Origin of the sequence: Oceanobacillus sp. FSL W7-1281 (assembly GCF_037969835.1) — a bacterium.
In the GTDB taxonomy this organism is placed as follows: domain Bacteria; phylum Bacillota; class Bacilli; order Bacillales; family Amphibacillaceae; genus Oceanobacillus; species Oceanobacillus oncorhynchi.
In genome coordinates, this window is record NZ_CP150214.1 from 3,696,224 (window position 1) to 3,717,456 (window position 21,233).

Below are 21,233 nucleotides of genomic sequence, written 5' to 3' on the forward strand. Positions count from 1 at the left end.
TCCCCCTTTCTTTAAATGCTTTTAATCAATCAGCGCATTAGGATCAATAATCAAAGCGACCTCACCATCACCTAATATGGTTGCTCCTGATACGGCAAATACTTCTCCAAGATAATTCCCGAGCGATTTTAATACAACTTCCTGCTGACCAATCAGTTCATCAACAATCAATCCCAGCAGTTTTTCTCCCTTTTTGATGATTACAGTAGAATAACGATCTGCTTCCGTATCATAATCAGGAACCTTTAGCACCTTGCCTAAAGACAAGACAGGTATAATTTTACCGCGATAATCGATAACATCTGCTCCTTGCGCACACATAATCTTTTCTTTAGGAAGCATAATCGTCTCTAAAATAGAAGTTAATGGTATCGCTAAGGTTTCCTTCTTAACATGGACAAGCATGGTAGTAATAATCGATAAGGTCAAAGGCAGCTGGATGGAAAAGGTGCTTCCTTTCCCTGTCATGGTTGTTACAGAAATTTTACCGCCTAATGCTTCAATTTTATTTTTTACAACATCTAAGCCAACACCGCGTCCCGATACATCGGAAATCGTATCAGCTGTACTGAATCCTGAACTCATAATTAACGCTGCAACTTGATCATCGGTTAACTCTTCGGCTTCTTGAGGTGTAATAATATTATTTTCAATCGCTTTTTCCGATACTTTTTCACGGTTGATTCCTGCACCATCATCTTCAATTTCGACAAAAACATGATTTCCGCTGTGGTAAGCACGTAATACGAGCTTGCCTTCCTCCGGCTTATTGCTCGCAACCCGCTTCTCCGGGCTTTCAATTCCATGATCACACGAATTACGAATCAGATGGACCAGCGGATCTCCAATCTCGTCAATGACTGTGCGATCTACTTCTGTTTCTGCACCTTTTATTTCCAGGGCAATTTTTTTATTTAAATCTTTGGATAATTGACGGATCATTCTTGGAAAACGGTTGAAAACCTGCTCGATTGGAACCATCCGCATCGCCAGAATCAGCGATTGCATATCCGAACTTACTCTGCTTAAATGCTCCACAGTCTCTCTTAAATCACTATTGTCTATTGAGGAAACAAGCACTTCTAGCCGGCTTCTATCAATCACAACCTCTTCAAATAAGTTTAAAAGATTATCAATCTTATCGAGATTTACCCGGATATTCTTAGAAGCAGTTTTCTTTCCGTTATTTTGTGCAGCCTCTTTATTTTTCGACACTTCTGCCTTTGATTCAGACTTCTTCGCTGGTACCTCTGTCACCTTTTCACTGACCGTTTTTTTATTTGCCTGCACGATTTCTTTCTTTGCTGGTTTTTCTCCTGTCTGTTCTTGCGTATCGGGCGCCGTTTTATCCGTTTCGATTACATGTGCTTCAACCGTTTCCACTTCGGATACATTTTTCACTGCTTCCACCAAGGCGTCCGGCTCTTGGTCTGTCAAAAATAAAAGTGTAAATCCTGAATCAAATGCTCCTTCCTCAATCTCTTCCACAGTCGGGGAAGTACGGATGATTTCTCCCAAGTTCTCTAATACTTCAAACACCATAAACGCCCGTGCACCTTTTAAAATACAGCTCGCTTCAAACGTTACTTTTAAATCATAGGGAATCATCCCTTGCTCCTTGGCCTGCTGAACAACCGTGAACTGAAATTCATCTAAATCGGAAGCTTTGAAGTAATTTCCTGTATCTTCCTTTTTCTCTGCTGCTACAGTTGCCGCAGATTCAGAAATATTTTCCCCTTTTTCAATCGCTTCCAGCTTTTTTACATGTTCACTGACATCTTTTTTACCATCTCCGCCATTGCGGACAGAGTCAACCATATCCTCCAGATCATCAATAGACATAAATAACGTATCGATGATTTCCGTGTTTGTCATTAATTCTTCATTCCGAATCAGGTCCAGTACATTTTCCATTTTATGCGTCAATGAGGCGATATCATCATACCCCATGGTTGCTGCCATCCCTTTTAACGTATGTGCAGAGCGGAATATCTCATGTACATACTCCAAGTTAGAAGGGTCTTCTTCTAACTTCAATATAAAATCATTGATTGACTGTAAATGCTCCTGGCTTTCATCTAAGAAAATATCCAAATATTGTTGCGTATCCATAAGACTTCCCCTCTATTCTAATCTTCATTTGTTTCTTCCGGAACATTGATCTCGTAATTAGGTAAAACCAGAACTTCTACACGTCTGTTCCTTGCTCTGTCTTCTTCTGTATCATTGGGAAAAGCCGGCTCAAACTCTCCATAGCCCTTCACGCTAAACAAAGTAGGGTCAAGATCATCATTTTGCATCAAAATCTGCATAAAGTTCATTGCTCGTGTCACACTTAATTCCCAGTTTGATTCAAACGCTGCATTGTGAATCGGAACATCATCGGCATGCCCGCTGATAACAACCTGATGCGGGGGTTCTGTATGCAGGATTTGAGAAACATCTTCTGCAACTTGCACCCCTTCCTGTTTAACCACTGCACTTCCAGAATCAAACAGGATATCATTACGCATTGTAACAAGCAGTCCTTCACCGGTTAATGTTGTTCCAAATTCTTCCGTGAGGCCTGCTTCTTCAATATATATATTAATTTCTTCCTCGACCTGCCTGAGCCTGAGAAGCTCCTGTTCCCCTTCTAAATCCGCTTCATCAATTCCTTCTTCTTCGCTTCCTTCCTCATCATCTGTGCCTTCTTCCATATAATCATCCTCGTCCCGTCCTTCTTCCATACTGGGTGGAATTGGTTCGGACTCATAATCCAAGAGACCTGTTCCTGACCCGGACGATAATTCATCACGAAAGACGTTAGCAAGCTGGAAATATTTTTCCACATTGACATCGCTGGAAGCAAATAAAACAATAAATAAGGCTACTAATAACGTTAATAAATCGGAATAAGGAAGCAGCCAAGATTCATCTACATGTGATTGTTTTTTCTTTCTTTTTCTTCTAGCCATCGCTATCCCTCTTCTGCAGTTCTGCCAGTTCTTTAGAAGAAAGTAAAGAACCTAATTTTTCCTGCACGATTAATCGGGAATCGCCTGTTGTAATAGATAAGACGCCTTCAACGATCAATTCTTTTTGCATTACTTCCCGCTTCGATTTTTCACGTAATTTATTAGCAAATGGATGCCATAGTACGTAACCTGTGAAAATCCCCAGCAATGTTGCCACAAAGGCTGCTGAAATGGCATGTCCCAACGCATCGATATCAGACATATCCGCTAGCGCTGCAATCAATCCAATTACTGCACCAAGCACTCCCAGCGTCGGAGCATAGGTACCAGCCTGCGAAAAAATGGCAGCACCTTCTTCATGCCGCTGCTCCATTGCTTCTATTTTTTCAATCATGACATCTTTGATAAAATCCGGTGACTGTCCATCAATGGCTAATTGCAGACCCGATGAAAGAAAGGGGTCATTCACTTCACTTACTTGATTCTCTAAAGAAAGCAGCCCTTCTTTACGTGTTTGATCTGCCCAATCCATGAATAAGACAATAAGTTCTTTGGAATCTGTTTGTTTCTCTTCAAAAAATAATTTTTTAAATAATGCCGGGACTTTTTTCAACACACTTCCCGGGAAGGCAATTGTAACTGCTGCAACTGTTCCTAATAGAATGATAAGAAATGCTGCCGGCTCAAGCAATGCGCTTATTTCTGCACCTTTTAATACCATCCCTACACCGATAGCAATTAGTCCTAATATTAATCCTATGACTGATGTTTTATCCATATGTATCCTCCCGTTTTCCATTGTACCTACTATTAATATCGGTAAAATTCATAAATTATGAAGTCCCTCGGAAGGTAAATTTCGCATGAATCGACAAGTATTTTACAGATGATTGATTAATCTAAAGAAAAACAGGCCGCGCAATCTCTACACGAGCCTGTTTTTCTTTAGCTAATTTGATAGATAACAGCTTGATAAGGTTTGAGTTTCCCAAGCGCTGCTTCTTCGTAATTATTGATTAGCAGTTTTAAATTTTTATCCCTTAATTTTCCTGGTAGTTTATATTCCGTTGCTTTTCCAAAAACGTTTACCAGGATAAGCCACTTATCTTCTTGATATGTCCGCGTATATGCATATATATCTGGATGCTCCGCTATCACAAGATCATAATTTCCATAGATGAGTCCCTGCTCTTGTTTCCGTAATGCAATCAGCTGTTTATAAAAATTTAAAATAGAATCAGTCTTGCTTTGCTGCTCTTCTACGTTCACATCTGAATAATTTGGATTCACTTTCATCCATGGCACCCCTGTTGTAAAACCGGCATTTGCTCCATCGTTCCACTGCATTGGTGTACGTGAATGGTCTCGGCTCGTCTTAGCTAATGCAGCCAATATTTGCTCTTTCGGAACACCTTTTTCCAGCTGCTCCTTATAAAAATTCTTGGAATCCACAGCATCATATTCCTCAATTGATTCAAATGGCGCATTCGTCATTCCAATTTCCTGCCCCTGATAAATAAATGGCGTCCCCTGCATCATAAAATATAGTACAGCGAAAGCTTTTGCTGAAGCTGCATGATACTTTTCCGGGTCTCCCCAGCTAGAAACAGAACGCGGCTGATCATGATTTTCTAAAAACAATGCATTCCAGCCCGCTTTCTCCAGCCCTTTCTGCCAAGTCGTAAACACGTCCTTCAGCTCTTCTAAATCAAGCCCTTCCCCTGTTTCACGCTCCCAGAGGTTGAGATGGTCAAATTGAAAAATCATATCAAACACGCCATGTTTTTCACCGACCCAGTCATCTGCCTGTGAAAGCTTCACGCCGTTAGCTTCCCCGACAGTCATAATATCATAGTGATTCAGCGTTGCTTTTTTAAACCCCTGCAGAAATTCATGGATTCCCTCCTGATTCATATGGCCTTTAAAGGAAGGAACATATTTTTTCTTCTTCGGGTTCGGCATATCTGGAAAACCGGGTTTCTTTTTAATATGGGAGATGGCATCCACACGAAATCCGTCAATTCCCTTATCCAGCCACCAGTTGACCATTTTATATAAATCGTTGCGTACTGCTTCATTTTCCCAATTTAAATCAGGCTGTTTTTCAGAAAAAATATGCATAAAGTATTCTTTTGTCTGCCCATCATACTTCCAGGCGGAGCCGCCAAAAATAGATTCCCAATTATTTGGCTCCTCTCCATTCTTTTTCCCGGGATGCCAAATATAATAGTCACGGTATGGATTATCCTTCGAGGATCTGGACTCGATAAACCACGGGTGCTCATCAGAGGTATGGTTGATAACTAAATCCATAATCAGGCGCATGCCTTTTTGATGCGTTTTTTCAAGCAGCTCATCAAAGTCTGCCATGGTCCCAAACTCTTCCGCAATCGCTTGATAATCACTGATATCATAGCCGTTGTCGTCATTCGGAGATTGATAGACAGGGCTTACCCAGATAACATCGATTCCTAAGTCCTTTAAGTAATCCAATTTGGAAATAATGCCCTGAATGTCGCCAATACCATCTCCATTGGAATCCATAAAGCTTCTTGGGTAAATTTGATAAGCTGTTGCTTCTTTCCACCATTTTTTATTCATTTTTTGACTTCCTTTCTTCGATCACTTTGCATGTTTTTCGCTTAAATCAAAATAAGTCTATAGTATTATAATAACATTAATAAACAAATAAAAAGACTCTATAAAACAGAAAAATCAAACTCATCAAAAAAAATAACGATTACACTTATCATAATCGTTATTAATCAGAAAAAAAAAAGCCAAATATTATATATAGCGACACCTATTTAATTTAATTGGCAATACTAATTAATATTCAATTAAGACATGAATAAAATAGTATAGGTTTTATTCGATACTATCATATTTGATAATTTGTCCATAAATTCAATCAGATATATTAAAAGATAAATTCATTTATTTTTTATACTGTTTTTCACACTCAAAATAAACACTTTTTATCTGTCCAAATCGCTAAAATAACAATATAAAGTATATTTACAAAGAAATGAAAAAGTTCTATTAAAATTTATATTTTTTCACTTTTTTAAGCGAACAGATTCACGGTAAACAATATCGTGTGGAATTATAATCCTTTTTCTAGTTAGCTTCTGATTCATGCACATTTTAATAATTGCTTTTGCTGATTCTACACCTAGCTGATAAATTTGAATATCGACAGTTGTCAGCGCTGGTTTTATAATCTCTGAAAAATAAATATTATTGAAACTAACCAACGAGATATCTTCAGGAACTTTAAGTCCATATTCCTCTAACATGCTAATAACACCAACACTAATTAAGTCATCACTTACAACAATTGCATCCGGCTTAACTTCAAGTTTTAAAATTTGTTCCACAGCCTCTCTGCCGCCAGACTTTAAAAATTCTGTATGAAGCGCATATTCTTTTAGCACAGGAATCGCAGCTTCCTCCAAAGCCATTTCATAACCCTTTTGCCGATCAATAGTTACAACAAGATCAGCTGCTCCTCCAATAAAGGAAATACGACTGTGCCCATTTTCTATTAAATACGCGGTAATATCTTTTCCTGCTTTTATGTTGTCGTTATCTACATGAACAATTTCATTTTTATACTCTAAAGGTTTTCCTACTATAACAAATGGAAAATCTTTCTCTTTTAAGAAATCTATAATTGGATCATTTAAACGGGAATAAAGTAAAATTATTCCGTCCACATACTTTCCTAAAACCATTCTTTCAACTTCTTTAAACTTTTCTTGTTCTGTCTGGCCAGTTGATAAAAGTATTGAAAATTGTTCTTGATGAAAATAAGAACCTATTCCTCTTAAAACCTCTGCAAAAAATGGATTTTGCAGAGATTTATCTGCGGAGGAAGGCATAATGACACCAATTGTCTTTGTTGACTGTACAACTAAGTTTCTTGCGGTTAGATTAGGATGATAACCTAAATCATGCATTGCTTTTCTAACTTTTTGCTTTGTTTTCTCGCTAATCCTCGAATTATTAGCAATCACTCGTGATACGGTGGATGGAGAACATCCGGTAGCCTTTGCTATATCCTTAATAGTAACAATTTTTATCACCCTCTAATTAGCTGGTTTATACAAATTTAGATTAAAACATTATATATAATATCCTTTCTTATATTTTAACCTATACCCTAGCCTTTTGTACCGCCTGAAGCCAAACCAGAAATTAAGAATCGTTGCAAGAACAAATAAATTGTTGCAATTGGTACAGCAATTAATACAGAACCTGCTGCAAATCTAGTAAAATTATTAGCGAACTGATCATTAATAAAATTATACAACCCTACAGCTAATGTATAATTCTCTTCACTGGATAACACAATAGAAGGAAGTAAGAAATCAAATAATGGAGCCATAAAATTAAATAAAGCAACCACTGCTAGAATTGGTTTTGCCAGTGGTAAAAGAATACTCCAAAAAATCCTAATAGGTCCTGCTCCATCGATTTTAGCTGCTTCATCCAGTTCCTTTGGAATCGTATCAAAATACCCTTTTACAAGCCAGGCATTAAATGGTATTTGTCCTCCTAAATAAATTAAAATTAATCCTGTTAAAGAATCTAATAATCCAATCATATTTAAGAAAATGTATAGTGCTACCATCGCCATCATGACTGGGAACATTTGTAAAAGCAAAAAGATGTATAGTCCATTTTTACGTCCTACAAATTTAAACCTTGAAAAAGCATAAGCAACAAATGCTGTCAAAACAACACTTCCAACAGCGTTGGCGAAAGCAACAATTAACGAATTTTTATACCATAATAGATAATCACTTTCCGGACTGAATAGCCATTGATAATGTTCCAATGAAAAATTATCTGGAATAATACTAGAAGAATACAGACTTGTACCCTGATTCAGTGACATACCAATTGTCCAAAGAAGCGGATAAAAAATAACAACGGCAACAACTGCCAATATGAGATAAATAGCAGTTAATTCTAGTTTCGATTTTAATTTTGAATTCATTAAATGTCACCTTCTTCTTTAAAGGATCTTGTTCTACGGAATTGGTAAAAAGCAAATCCTGATACAATTAATCCCATAATAATTGAAATAACAGCTGCCATTGAGTAATTATTTGTATCAAAAGTTAATTTATATACCCAAGATATCAGAATATCCGTACCGCCAGCATTCTGTCCTCGTACAGCAGGACCGCCTTCATTAAATAAATAAATGACGTTAAAATTATTAAAGTTTTGAGCATATTGCATGATCAATAATGGCGCAGTCGCAAACATAACATGAGGAAACGTAATATTTTTGAATTTTTGAATCCGTGAAGCCCCATCAATATCTGCTGCTTCGTACCAATCTTTTGAAATGCTTTGTAGTATCCCTGTAAATAGTGCAAAGATAAATGGAAACCCGAGCCATGTTTGTACCATAATAATAGCTACCCGGCTATAGAGCGGGTCACTCAGCCAAGCCACCCCATCCCCGCCAAATAAAGGAATAATAATATCTCGGTTAATCGCTCCAAAATCATCATTAAACATCGCAGCAAATACAAGAATGGTCACAAACGCTGGAACAGCCCATGGCAAAATTAAAATTGTCCTAATTAATTTTTTAAATTTTAGTCTTTCGTCATTTACCAATACTGCTAGAAAGAAACCTAAAGCAATCTGTAACGTTGTAGCAACTACCGTCCAGACAATGGTCCAGACAAATACACTGAAAAAGGTTTCTTGCCAAATTGGAACAGTAAATAAGTTTTTGAAGTTATCCAAACCGACCCAGTCTACTAAGTTCCGTGGCGGGGAATGGTATAAATCATAATTTGTGAATGCTAATAACAGAGAAAACAATAAAGGAAAAATAACAACAAAAATCATTAAGAATAAACCTGGAAAAGTAATAATATAAGGGAACGAATAGTCATAAACTTCTTTAATAACTTGTTTAAAACTTAATGGTACCCATCCCTTTTTTATTTTTTGGGCTTGTTTTCTGGCATCGAGCACATTAAACACATAAAGTGTAATTGCTATCACTGTAACAATTAAAGACAATACTCCTAATACGAGTAATCGAATGGAATGGTCAACCCCTGGGATAGTACCTAATGTACGTAAACCCCAAAGGCCATAATTTATCGCCTCTAAAAATGCAAATAGAAATGCCCCTTCGATAACAATAAAGATAGCTCCTTTAATGTATCTGCGGTTATATAACTGACCTAACCCTGCAAATAATATGGAAAGTATAGTAGCAATAGCAGGATTATGTTTTTGAAAATTCTTTTTTGGCTTTTTTTCTGGAGTAGTCAACCTTCCCCCTCCTTCAACTTTAAGTTAATGTACATAATAAAACCTCTTTTATATGCAGTTTGTTTAAATTAAAAAGAGGAGCTTATCTCCTCTTTTTTTATTATTCTCCTCCGCCTGCAGATTGTATATTATTATTAATCTGATCTACAGCTTCTTCTAACACTTCTTGGGCATCTTGCCCTTCAGCCAGGAATTGTAATGCATTTTGCATCGGTTCCCACACTTGAGCCATTTCCGGGGAACTCGGCATTGGGACGCCAAACTCAATTTGTTCAGCAAAGTCTGCATACATAGGATCTTCGATATTATTTAAAGCCTCTTCATTCGGAGGTAACTCTCCTGCAATATCATAATAAGTTTGTTGGTTCTCTTCATTTGTAATAAACATTGCTAAATCTTGAGCCCAATCCTTATTCTCTGAATAATATGAAACCATCCAAGATTTAACACCTACAAATGTAGCGCTTGGCTCATTATTTATTTGTGGGAAAGGAGCAAATCCTAAATCATCACCTAAAGCGTTTTCATAAACCGGAATACTCCATGGTCCATTTATAACTGCACCTATTTTCCCTTCCGTAAACAATCCGTCAATTACATCTGCATTCGTACCTGCAGGGATTTTCCCAGGCCCAAAAAATTCTTGATAAAATTCTCCGCCTTCAATTGCGCCATCATTTGCTAAACCTACATCTGTTACATCATAATTTCCAGCTTCTCCACCAAAGATATAACCGCCATAGTTTACTAAGAACGGATAAGCAAAATAGAAATCATTTGGTCTCATTAAAAATCCATATTCGTCATTAGAAGCGTTTGTATGTTCTTCAAGAATGCCTAACACATCTTCCATTGTTTCTGGAGCTTCACCAACTATACTTGTATTATAAAAAATACCGTATGTTTCAATAACTGCAGGTAATCCATATATATCTGTTTCATTATCATAAGTATAAGTAACAGCGTCTACTGCTGCATCTACATATCTATTTAATTCATCATCAGTAACATCAAGAGGTTCTGCTAGTCCTTGTGCAACAATATTTCCAATTTGGTCATGCGGTTGATAGAACAAATCTGGCCCATTTCCTTCAGGCCCAGCTAATGATAACTGTTGTAATTGCTCAACCATTGGTTGCCCTTCTACCCTAACTGAAATACCTTCCTGTTCTTCGTACCTCTCTACAATCTCATTAATGGCTTCCATTTGCTCATCTTGATCATTCATCCAAATCACCAGTTCTTCTGGTTTTTCCTCTTCTCCGCCAGCACTTTCTTCTCCAGGTTCTTCTCTGTCAGGTGCACATGCTCCTAAAATTAGAACAAACAAAAAAGAAATTAATGCAAAGAAACGAACTTTCCCTCTCATATTCCCAACTCCTTTTTTTATTTCACATTTGTGCAAACGTTTGCACAAATATTCTAAAGTTAATACTAATCTATTACTTATTCTTTTGCAAGGGGTTTCAAAAAATATTTTCTTGTTGAATAGAGAAATGTTAGAAAAATAGTCATTTTTTCCAAAAGAAAAAAATCTATTTTATTTTCCTCTTGACTTATGATAGCTTTTTGCCAATAATATATTTAACTACTTCATGTTTCACTAAAAATTTAAGGGCAATGCTTTGTCATAACAACAACCCCTGTTTTCTTAACCAGAAAGCAGGGGTTGTTTATTTTTAAGGAGGAGTCTCATGTTAAAAGAAGCCATATACCATAGACCGAAAGGAAATTTTGCTTACGCTTACAAAGAGAAAACATTGCATATTCGGCTGAAGACGAAGAAAAAAGATGCAAACAAAGTAAGTTTGATTTACGGTGATCCCTATGATTGGAAGAAGAAAAAATGGACTTATAAGAAAAAGCAGATGTCTATTTCGGCTTCAGATGACTTATTTGATTACTGGTTCATTGAACTTGATGTGCCTACTAGACGCTTGAGATACGGTTTTGAACTAAGCGATGGTAAGGATACATTAATTTATACAGAAAAAGGGTTTTATTCAAATATAGAAACTGACGATATATCTTACTATTTTTGTTTTCCATTCATCAATCCAATTGATATTTTTAAAACGCCTGATTGGGTGAAGGAAACAGTATGGTATCAAATTTTTCCAGACCGGTTTGCAAACGGAAATAAGAATAATGATCCGGAGAAGGTGTTACCCTGGGCTAGTGAGGCGCCTGCCTTAGACAACTTTTTTGGCGGGGATTTTGAAGGTATCATTAACAGTTTGGATTACTTAACTGATTTGGGAATCAATGGGATTTATCTAACTCCTATTTTCAAAGCATATTCCAATCATAAATACGATACCATTGACTATATGGAAATCGACCCTCAATTCGGAGACAAAGAAACGTTTAAAAAGCTTGTGGATGAATGTCATCAAAGAGGAATCCGTGTGATGCTGGATGCTGTATTTAATCATAGTGGTCTGTATTTTAGTCCTTTTCAGGATGTGTTGGAAAATCAAGAGAAATCAAAATACAAAGATTGGTTTCATCTGCATGAATTTCCAGTAAAAGATGTTTATCCACCTAACTATGATACATTTGGATATGTTGAATCAATGCCAAAGCTAAACACTGAGAACCCGGAAGTCCGTTCTTACTTTTTAGATGTTGCCGCTTACTGGATTGAAGAATTTGATATTGACGGCTGGCGTCTGGATGTAGCAAATGAAGTAGATCATTCCTTCTGGAAAGCATTTCGCAAGAGAGTTAAATCGATTAAACCTGACTTATATATTCTTGGAGAAATATGGCATGATGCACTCCCATGGTTGGAAGGAGACCAGTTTGATGCAGTCATGAACTATCCATTTACCTTGGCAGGTTTAGATTATATTGCCAAAGAAAAGATTGATACTAAACAATTTGCTGACCGATTATCCAAATCTTATGCTTCTTATATGGAAAACAGTAATGAAGTGGCCTTTAACCTGCTCGACAGTCATGATACTCCTAGAGTTTTGACAGAATGCGGCGGGGATATTAAAAAGGTTCGTCTATTGTATGCTCTGTTATTCTCTTTCCCTGGAACACCTTGTGTGTATTATGGTGATGAAATTGGGATGACTGGGGGAGAAGATCCCGAATGTAGAAAATGCATGGTATGGGACGAGGAGGATCAAAATACCTCTCTAAAAAACTTTATTAAACAATTTATTCAACTGCGATTTACTGAAAAAGCATTTACACAAGGGAAGCTATCTATTATTCAGCCAAAAGAAAATGTCTATTATTTTCATTTTATCCGAACGGTTGAAGATAGCTCTATTCACTTTTTTATAAATCCTGCGAATCAACCAGCTGAGGTGTCACTTGACTGTACTTCTACTAATCATGTTTTTAATCTATGGAATCAAAAGAAAATGTCCATTAAAAATAATAATTTACGCATAGAAGTGCCAGCTAATGATTTCCTTATTTTAAAGTTACAAAATTAGGATTATCTAGTGATAGAATATTATTTTCTAATTTCTTTCACTGAGTGTTATTTAAAATAAATAGTAAAAATAAGGGCTTAATTTTTTCATTATGAAATTATATAGGGTAGAAGTAACTGAAAGATATCTTGTAATGAAAATGGAAATGTATTAGGATTTGCATTAATGACAATAGACCGCAGAAAGCATATTATTTTTATAAGATATAAAAGAGGAATTTCACATAACATAAGATGCGAAATTCCTTTTTTTCTATTTTTAGCTAGTTATATTCTCAGTGTTTTTGTTTTAAGCCCACCACATCGAAGCTGGAGGCTCCACGATATTCACCTGTTTTAAGTTCTTCACTGCAGCTTGAAAACCTTCTTCAACCGACATAATCGGGTCTTCATGCTCTATACTAATCACATAATCATAGCCATATGTCCGAAGCGCGCTCACAATATTCGACCATTCCTGAATACTGTGCCCATACCCTACGGAACGGAAAGTCCAGGCACGTGTCTGCACTTCTCCATAAGGCTGCATATCAGTCAGCCCGTACATATTCACATTATCTTGGTCAATATACGTATCCTTGGCATGGAAATGATGAATGGCACCAGCTTTACCAAGAATCTTGATTGCTGCTACCGGATCAATTCCCTGCCACCATAAATGACTCGGATCAAGGTTCGCACCAATCGCATTGTTTGTTGCTTCCCGCAGCTTCAGCATAGTATGCGGTGTATGGACAAGAAAACCGGCATGCAGCTCCAAGCCTACTTTAACACCATGGTCTTCTGCAAATTGTCCCTGCTCTTTCCAATACGGGATTAATTTTTCTTCCCATTGCCATTTTAAGATATCGGCGTATTCCGTTGGCCAAGGGGTTACCGGCCAATTAGGATATTTCGAATCTTCATGGGAACCCGGCGTACCTGAAAATGTATTAACAACCGGAACATCCAGCATCTCTGCCAAACGCACCGTTTTGATAAATGTATCATGGCTGGCTTTTGCCTGAGCTTTGTTTGGAGAAACAGGATTATCATGACAGCTGAATGCGCTGATGGTTAATCCGCGTGATTCAATCTTATCTTTAAATTCTTTTCGCTTCTCACTGCTTTCCAATAATTCATCGATTTGACAATGCGCTGTACCGGGATTACCGCCTGTCCCTATTTCTACCGCATCCAGTCCAGCACCTTTCACATAATCCAGCATGTCTTCCAGCTTTTTATCTGCAAATAAAACCGTAAATACGCCTAGTTTCATTTTTTTGGCCTCCCTCTAGTTTATCAAGATACTTTTCCCTTGTTCACTGCTTTCATAAATGGCATCAATGACTTTCGTTACCAGCAATGCATCCTTTGGATTACTTTTCAATGTATCTTTTCCTAAACAGGCATCCACAAAATTCTGTGCCTGCAAAAGGGCCGCTTCCTGTTGATCTTCCTTCGTATCGGCATGTGTCTCCATCATTCTATGATACTTCGGCTGATAGAATTCATAAGGAAAGACATTTACCCCTCCATTTTCGCCGGATATGGAGATATGTGTTTTATCCGCTTTGATATTTGCGGCCCAGGAGCATTCAAATAACAAGGTGCTTCCATCATCAAAACGGATATAGGCACTCACATGGTCATCGACATCAATCGCTTCATGATCATAGCTTCCCCAGTCGTTGACCTGATCTGGCTGCTTACTTAAACACTGATAGGTTTGAGCATTGACCTCTATTGGCTTCGAAGGGGAAACAAGCCAAAGGGCTGTATCGAGTAAATGGCATCCCCAGTCAATCAGGCTTCCTCCGCCTTGAAGCTGTTTGTTTATAAATACGCCCCAACCCGGGACCTTCCTTTGACGCATGGCTTGCACGCGCGTAACAATAGGTGCTCCCACTTCCGGCATCGACTCTTTTGCCAGCATCACAGAATCTACAAAACGATAATGATAGCCAACCATTAATAGTTTATTATTTGCTTCTGCCGCTTCCAGCATACGCTTTCCTTCATCTGCATTCATTGCCATTGGTTTCTCACATAAAACATGAACCCCTTGATTTAAGGCAGCAACTGCTATCGATTCATGAAATTTATTCGGTGTGCAGATAGTCACCGCATCTACGTGCTTGAGCATGTCCAAATAGTTTTCATATACATGGGGAATCGCATATTTTTCCGCTACTTCCCTAGCCCGGACCAAGTTAACATCCTGCACACCTGTTATTTCTACCTTATCACTTAATGATTGATAAACAGGGATATGACGGTTTTCCGCTATTCCCCCTGCTCCAATCAGTCCCATTTTCAAACGCTTCATGATTTGTCACTTCTCCAAGGAATAGATTCTTTTTGTTTCAACGGATTCTAACGCTGCTAAAATAATAGCGAGCGATTTCTTTCCTTCTTCACCGTCAATCAATGGTGTTGTATCATTTTGAATGGAATCAATAAAATGATCGATGACATGTGTCGTTGTCTGGCCGCCTTCATCATTGGACTGAATGGCGCCAAGCTCGTATTTTACAGTTTCGCCATTCGTATATTGAACAACTAAAGAGTACGCCGGGTCATCTTCTAAACGTAATGTAGCTTTTTCTCCATAAATAATGGTGGAATTATCTTCTTTTGCTGTATAAGCCCAGCTGGCTGCTAATGTACCAATCGTGCCTTTTTCTGATTTGAGTATCAGCGTCGCATTATCATCTACATCCGCATTTTCTTTTGCACTGGTTTCCACGAACGCACCGACCTCTATAAATTCATCCTGTAATAAATAACGGACTAAATCTGCTTTATGCACGCCTAAATCTCCCATTGCCCCAATAAATGCTTCGTCTTTTTTAAAGAACCAGCTATCTTGGCCATCTGCGCTCCATCCTTCTGGACCGCCATGTCCGAATGTGGTACGGAAGCTGTAAACCTTGCCAACCACTCCAGATGCAATCAGTTCTCTGGCTTTTTGATGCGAGTTGACAAAACGCTGATTATGTCCGATCATTAATTTCTTTCCACTCCGCTTTGCCGCTTCAATCATCTGATCTGCCTCTTCTGCAGAGGTTGCCATCGGCTTTTCACAAAGCACATGCTTTCCGGCATTCAGTGCATCTACACTGACAGGTGCATGTAAGTAATTTGGCAGACAAACGCTGACAGCATCAATGTCATCTTGTTTCAACATTTCCTGATAATCTGTATATGCCTTTGCTTCATATTTAGCCGCTGCTTCTTCTGCCCGTTCTCCGACAATATCACATACTGCTGTAATTTCTACATGTTTATTTGCTGCATATTCCGGCAGGTGGCGGTGTTTTGCTATACTGCCGCATCCGATAACTGCTATTTTTAAACTCAATTTACCTCTTCCTCTCTCTATCTTGGTTTATTTTTCAATCGGCTGATAATTCCCATACGTATGCTTTGGAGTATCTTGATTCTTAGCCCATTCTACTGCATTTTTGATTACTTGCTGAACCTCAGCCTGATGATACGTCGGATAGGTTTCATGGCCTGGACGGAAATAGAATATCTTCCCTCTGCCGCGTTTGAATGTTGCTCCGCTGCGGAAGACCTCTCCGCCGGTAAACCAGCTGACAAAAACCAATTCATCTGGAGCAGGAATATCAAAATGCTCTCCATACATTTCTTCTTTTTCAATTTCAAAGTATTCGCCGATTCCTTTGGCAATGGGATGAGATGGATCTACATTCCATACACGCTCTGTATCATCCGATTCACGCCATTTCAAGTCACAGCCTGTCCCCATCAGAGATTTAAAGATTTTAGAGAAATGACCGGAGTGAAGAACAATTAATCCCATTCCTTCTAATACACGCTGTTTTACGCGTTCCACAATGTCATCCTGTACTTCACCATGCGCCATATGTCCCCACCAAACCAGGACTTCTGTATTATTCAGCACTTCTTCTGTTAGTCCATGCTCCGCTTCGTCTAATGTCGCTGTTGTTACGTCATGCCCTGCTTCTGTTAAAAAGCCGGCGATTGCGCCATGGATACCTTTTGGGTAAATAGATGCAACGGTTTCATTTGTTTTTTCGTGACGATTTTCATTCCATACAGTTATATTCATTCCTGTACCTCCTAGTTGTCTTATTTGCGTAAAGTAACGATTAATAAATCCAATAGAAAGAAAAACAAATCACAAGGATATAATCGCTTTCATTTACAGATAATCTAATTATTATCATAAATGATATTCTATCAATTTAACATAAATGATATAATGAAAACATGAACTATTTAATTATAAAAGAGCGTGTTCAATAAGTTCGATGAAAAGGACCAAGAAGTTCAAGGCGATGAAATTTTTCCGAACGGAGCGTATGCTTTTAAATACGTGAGTAACGGTTTTGGTGGGGCGAGTAATCGCAGACCCCATCGGAAAAATCTCATCAACGCAGAAATTCGCAGTGTCATTTTTATTGGACTTTTTGAACGTCCTCTAAAAGGGGTAAAAATATGAAAGTCAGCTTTTGCGGTTATTCCTATCATAACCAATTATTTCACACGATGCATAAATCTCGTTATGCCTCTTATCTGTTTCGATTACAGATCGAAGGTAAAGCGAAAATCAAAGTAAACAATGAAACGCATCATATTGAAAAAGGCGATTTATTAATTGTGAAACCCGGAGAAACCTATGATTTGCATGTAGCAGAAGGCCAACAAAGCGGTGACTATTGCTTATATTGTGAAGGTGAAGAAGTTGATCAGCTTTTCCGCCACAGGCCAGTACTTTCCAAAATTACGATGGATCACACCGTCTTAAATTTATGGCAATCTCTCTTTATTGAAGAAAGAAGGCCGGAAAAAGAAAAGAATAGTAAATTAACTCACTATCTGCTAAGTGCACTTTGTGTTTCTCTAGAACGCTCACTGGATAAAAAATCAACAGACATTAATAGACCTTATATTGTTACAAAGATGATGCGCTATATTGAAGAAAATGCAACTAAACAAGAGTTTACGATAAAAGATATTGCAAATTATTGTAATATGAGTGTGTCAAGGTGTGTTCACCTTTTCAAGGAATACATTGGACAAACAATGGTTGAATATGCACAATCGATACGGATTTCTGCTGCAATCAATCAGATGAAATATACAACAATGACATTAGAAAACATCGCTCAAAACTGCGGTTTTGGCTCTTATTCGTATTTTCACCGTGTTTTCAAGAAATTTCATCTTGTTTCTCCAAGGGAATATCGGGAGAAAATGTTTGAATCATAATTGTTGAATAAGCAAGTCAGTAAATTAAAAAGTCATTGAACAATCCAGAGCTAAATAGAATTTATACCTTTAAACAGCCTATGTTTGAATTACTTATAACTCTATACCCCTTTGTAGGCTTATAGCAATAGCACCTTTAAGTATTGCAGTCCAGGAAGTCAAAAATTAAAAGTTAATTTAAAAAACAGTTATTTAATGAACTATGCTAAAGTCCTATTTTAATGGCAATTAGCAAATCTCTTATTAAAATAATTGTAGTTATGCCGTGAGAGATTAGGCTAGAAAACTCTCAATAAAAGAGAAACTTCCTTGTTTTGTGCTAAGAAGTTTCTCTTTTTATTCCTGTATCTTACCTTGGCCGCCTCTCTTTTGTTTCTGGAAATTTCGGAAACGGTTGATGCGGCATTGTTTGATACCAATATGCAACAGATGAAATGTCATCTGCACGTTCAAACAATTTAATATCATCATTACCTATTTGTTGAAGTGTCACTGTCAGCTTTTCATCAAAACGAATTGGGTCAGGTAAATGCCAACGATACAGTCCATGCATTGGCAACGCATCTCTCCCGAATCCATGCGTTGGAATACTATCCTTGGTTGGGAAATTATCCCTTGTATGATCCTCTGCAGATTGGAAAGCATAACCTAAAAATGGTGTATTATAAGTAGATGATCTAATAACTCCATCTTTATGTTTTTTATGAAAAGCCCAAGCTCCGCCAAAATAATCTTCGGTACCTGTGCCGCAAATAGTCGGGTATTGTTCATCATCATCAATATAGAATTTAAATTCTCCTTCGCCCCACCAATAGCGTTCGAGTGCAGTTAAAGCAAGATAGGTTCCAACATAATGCCCTTTTCCTTTGATGTCACTGACTACCGTGTAATCTTTCGCTTCCTGTGTATATTTTTCTCTACGCCATTGGGCATGAAAATATGCTGTATCGTCGTCTATTTCATCTTCCACTGTATAGTTAATCGTGTAGAAGAAAGCATCAATATCTTCTTCATGTTCATTTGTTACTACGATACGTGCCTTTTTACGAAACGGCATTGGGAAATAACAATTCATCGCTCCCGATGGATTAACTACAATAGGCATGGAATTAATATCACAACGTGTCCCAAAGCCATTACAGAAGAAGTCTCCCAACGGAGATTCAACAGATGGGGTTTCTTCATCATCCCAATACATCCGCAATACAAGGTCTCTTAGTACAAAGCTTCCGTGTATAGTTGCATCTGTTACTGTCATCCAAATATGACGAATAGTTCCCGGTCCCTCTATTTCTGCCAATGTCACGGTTTCTCCACTCTTCAATTGGATCAATGGTCTCCCTTTTCTGCTTGGACCTAAACCGCTTCCTTCTTTACCACCTTCTCCGGCTGCTCCAGTAGGATTCTCTGGATTAATAGACCTGCTTTTATTCTTTTTTAACTTTTCAATTCCTTCTAGTGTAAACATTTTAAAACTCCCTTTCTATATTATAATTTATCCTTTTATTGCTCCTCCGGTTAGACCGGAAATAATTCCTTTTCTAAATATAACTGTCAATATAACAATCGGCAGCATGGCAATGATTGAGCCAGCAAATATAGTACCGTATGGAATAGAATATGGTCCGCTGAACAATGCAATACCAACCGAAACCGTCCGCATAGACGGATCGGAATTTATAATTAATGCCAGGAAAAATTCAATCCATGTTGCGATATAAGTAAAAATTGCTGCTGTAAATAACCCTGGCTTAATTAAGGGAAGGTATATTTTGTAAAAAATAGTAAATACATTCGCTCCATCAACTCTTGCACTTTCTAGCAACGAAGTCGGTATCTGTACAAAATAATTTCGTAGTAACCAAACAGCGAAAGGCAAATTAAAAGCGATATAAGGAATAACCAGTCCAGTATATGTGTTCAACAAGCCGAGATTATTCAGCATAATATAAATAGCTGGTGCAACGGTAACTGGAGGAAACATCGATAGAATCAGCAATCCCACCATCATTGGATATTTATTCGGTAATGGCAGTTTTGCTATAGCAAAGGCTGCCATACTTGAAAATATTAGTACAATAATTGTTGCGGATACAGATACAATCATACTGTTGAATAAATTTTCTAAAAAACCAAAATCAACTAATGCTTCCCGATAATGATCTAGTGTCCAAGTTTCCGGTATTAAACTGGGCGGATAATCCCCCAATTCAGATGCCGGTTTAAAAGACGTAATAACTATCCAATAGAATGGGGCTATAATAATAGCCAAAAAACTAATCAAAACGGCATAACGGCCAGCAGTGGATAACCGTCGCATAGATTAAGACTCTCCTTTCACAACAGAGCGAATCAGCGGATAAAATGTAATTGACAACATAATAATGAAAAATACAACGCTTACAGCAATCGCTGAACCTAGACCAAAATTCAAATTCTGAAACAATGATTTTTGTGCTAACATTGCAACTGGTTGCGTAGCATTACCCGGTCCGCCGCCTGTTAATACAAACGGTAAATCAAATACCCCAAAAGCTTGTAATAAGCGAAAAATAATAGAAACTGCAATACTACCTTTAATAGCTGGCAATGTAATCTTCCAAAATTGTTGCCAAACATTTGCTCCATCCATCGAGGCTGCTTCATATTGATCCTTTGGAACCATTTGTAATCCTGCTAATAATATAATGACAACAAATGGTGTGGTCTTCCATATTTCTGCAATCATCATGCTGATAACAGCTGTATCGGGAGTCGCCAGCCAAGCAATTGGGCTGTCAATCAGATGAAGTGTTTCCAAAACATAGTTTAATACGCCATAAACAGCATTGTAGATGTATGACCACATCTGTCCGGATACGACAGTGATTAATGCCCATGGGATTAACATAACAACCAGAGATACATTTAATAAACGCTTCACTTTATTAATCGCTAGCGCAATTAACAGTCCTAGAACAATTTCAACAGCAACCGTGACAAAAGCAAAATAGAATGTAAACCATATGCTATCCCAATAAACCGAATTGGTGAAGATATCAATGTAATGCTGCAGCCCAATAAAATCGAATATATACCCGCTACTTGAGATATCTACATTGCTTAAGCTCATACGAATGGTGTAAAAAATGGGATAGAACATAATCGCTGCAAGCACTAGAAAAGCAGGAAGCACCATTAAATATCCGGGCACGTTTTTTTTCCATGGTCTATGATGCAAGGGTTGTTGGTTCACATTTTTAGTTCTATTTGACATGCCTAAACCTCTT

At 37.7% G+C, this 21,233-nt stretch carries 17 protein-coding genes; 2 read left to right on the forward strand and 15 right to left on the reverse strand.

The window, feature by feature from the left end:
- Window positions 1-21: 21 nt before the first annotated feature.
- The 8 genes from MKX55_RS18330 to MKX55_RS18365 all read right to left on the reverse strand — a co-directional run bounded on the left by MKX55_RS18330 (window position 22) and on the right by MKX55_RS18365 (window position 10,638).
- Window positions 22-2,112, reverse strand: coding sequence for a chemotaxis protein CheA (locus MKX55_RS18330; RefSeq protein ID WP_339234010.1), 2,091 nt, complete (start codon window positions 2,110-2,112; stop codon window positions 22-24).
- A gap of 17 nt (window positions 2,113-2,129) precedes the next feature.
- Window positions 2,130-2,957 carry a flagellar motor protein MotB gene (gene motB, locus MKX55_RS18335; protein ID WP_339179482.1) on the reverse strand — a complete coding sequence of 276 codons (828 nt, stop codon included), beginning with the start codon at window positions 2,955-2,957 and terminating at the stop codon, window positions 2,130-2,132.
- Window positions 2,950-3,735: a flagellar motor stator protein MotA gene (gene motA / locus MKX55_RS18340; RefSeq protein WP_339179485.1), complete on the reverse strand. Its 786-nt coding sequence runs from the start codon at window positions 3,733-3,735 to the stop codon at window positions 2,950-2,952. Before motA ends, motB begins: the two co-directional genes overlap by 8 nt.
- A 167-nt stretch (window positions 3,736-3,902) precedes the next feature.
- On the reverse strand, window positions 3,903-5,558 hold the full coding sequence (locus MKX55_RS18345; protein ID WP_339234012.1) for an alpha-glucosidase: 1,656 nt from the start codon (window positions 5,556-5,558) through the stop codon (window positions 3,903-3,905).
- 458 nt (window positions 5,559-6,016) lie between these two features.
- A complete protein-coding gene (locus tag MKX55_RS18350; protein WP_339185305.1) occupies window positions 6,017-7,036 on the reverse strand; it encodes a LacI family DNA-binding transcriptional regulator in 1,020 nt (339 codons plus the stop codon).
- Window positions 7,037-7,122: 86 nt separating this feature from the next.
- Window positions 7,123-7,962: a sugar ABC transporter permease gene (locus tag MKX55_RS18355; protein WP_339179488.1), complete on the reverse strand. Its 840-nt coding sequence runs from the start codon at window positions 7,960-7,962 to the stop codon at window positions 7,123-7,125.
- A complete protein-coding gene (locus MKX55_RS18360; protein WP_339179490.1) occupies window positions 7,962-9,269 on the reverse strand; it encodes an ABC transporter permease subunit in 1,308 nt (435 codons plus the stop codon). Before MKX55_RS18360 ends, MKX55_RS18355 begins: the two co-directional genes overlap by 1 nt.
- 100 nt (window positions 9,270-9,369) lie before the next feature.
- Complete coding sequence (locus tag MKX55_RS18365; RefSeq protein WP_339234014.1) at window positions 9,370-10,638, reverse strand: extracellular solute-binding protein; 1,269 nt, start codon at window positions 10,636-10,638, stop codon at window positions 9,370-9,372.
- Window positions 10,639-10,963: 325 nt separating this feature from the next.
- On the opposite strand from MKX55_RS18365, the gene MKX55_RS18370 reads away from it, so the two are divergent.
- Complete coding sequence (locus MKX55_RS18370; RefSeq protein WP_339234016.1) at window positions 10,964-12,724, forward strand: glycoside hydrolase family 13 protein; 1,761 nt, start codon at window positions 10,964-10,966, stop codon at window positions 12,722-12,724.
- 288 nt (window positions 12,725-13,012) lie between these two features.
- Here MKX55_RS18370 and MKX55_RS18375 read toward each other — a convergent pair whose 3' ends face one another.
- From MKX55_RS18375 to MKX55_RS18390, 4 genes are read right to left on the reverse strand one after another with little or no spacing between them, the layout of a single operon-like run.
- A complete protein-coding gene (locus tag MKX55_RS18375) occupies window positions 13,013-13,981 on the reverse strand; it encodes a sugar phosphate isomerase/epimerase (RefSeq protein WP_339234018.1) in 969 nt (322 codons plus the stop codon).
- Window positions 13,982-13,996: 15 nt separating this feature from the next.
- Window positions 13,997-15,031: a Gfo/Idh/MocA family oxidoreductase gene (locus MKX55_RS18380; RefSeq protein ID WP_339234021.1), complete on the reverse strand. Its 1,035-nt coding sequence runs from the start codon at window positions 15,029-15,031 to the stop codon at window positions 13,997-13,999.
- 6 nt (window positions 15,032-15,037) lie between these two features.
- Window positions 15,038-16,066, reverse strand: a complete 1,029-nt coding sequence (locus MKX55_RS18385; RefSeq protein ID WP_339179497.1) for a Gfo/Idh/MocA family oxidoreductase — start codon at window positions 16,064-16,066, stop codon at window positions 15,038-15,040.
- 27 nt (window positions 16,067-16,093) lie between these two features.
- On the reverse strand, window positions 16,094-16,801 hold the full coding sequence (locus MKX55_RS18390; RefSeq protein WP_339179499.1) for a ThuA domain-containing protein: 708 nt from the start codon (window positions 16,799-16,801) through the stop codon (window positions 16,094-16,096).
- A gap of 389 nt (window positions 16,802-17,190) precedes the next feature.
- Here MKX55_RS18390 and MKX55_RS18395 point away from each other — a divergent pair, with 389 nt between their 5' ends.
- Window positions 17,191-17,964: an AraC family transcriptional regulator gene (locus MKX55_RS18395; RefSeq protein WP_339179500.1), complete on the forward strand. Its 774-nt coding sequence runs from the start codon at window positions 17,191-17,193 to the stop codon at window positions 17,962-17,964.
- Between the two features lie 349 nt (window positions 17,965-18,313).
- Here the strand turns inward: MKX55_RS18395 and MKX55_RS18400 are convergent, their stop codons facing one another.
- From MKX55_RS18400 to MKX55_RS18410, 3 genes are read right to left on the reverse strand one after another with little or no spacing between them, the layout of a single operon-like run.
- Window positions 18,314-19,432, reverse strand: a complete 1,119-nt coding sequence (locus MKX55_RS18400) for a glycoside hydrolase family 172 protein (RefSeq protein WP_339179502.1) — start codon at window positions 19,430-19,432, stop codon at window positions 18,314-18,316.
- A gap of 27 nt (window positions 19,433-19,459) precedes the next feature.
- Entirely contained in the window at window positions 19,460-20,284 is an 825-nt protein-coding gene (locus MKX55_RS18405) for a carbohydrate ABC transporter permease (protein WP_339179504.1), read from the reverse strand.
- A 3-nt stretch (window positions 20,285-20,287) separates the two neighbouring features.
- Window positions 20,288-21,220, reverse strand: a complete 933-nt coding sequence (locus MKX55_RS18410) for a sugar ABC transporter permease (protein ID WP_339179505.1) — start codon at window positions 21,218-21,220, stop codon at window positions 20,288-20,290.
- Window positions 21,221-21,233: the final 13 nt, after the last annotated feature.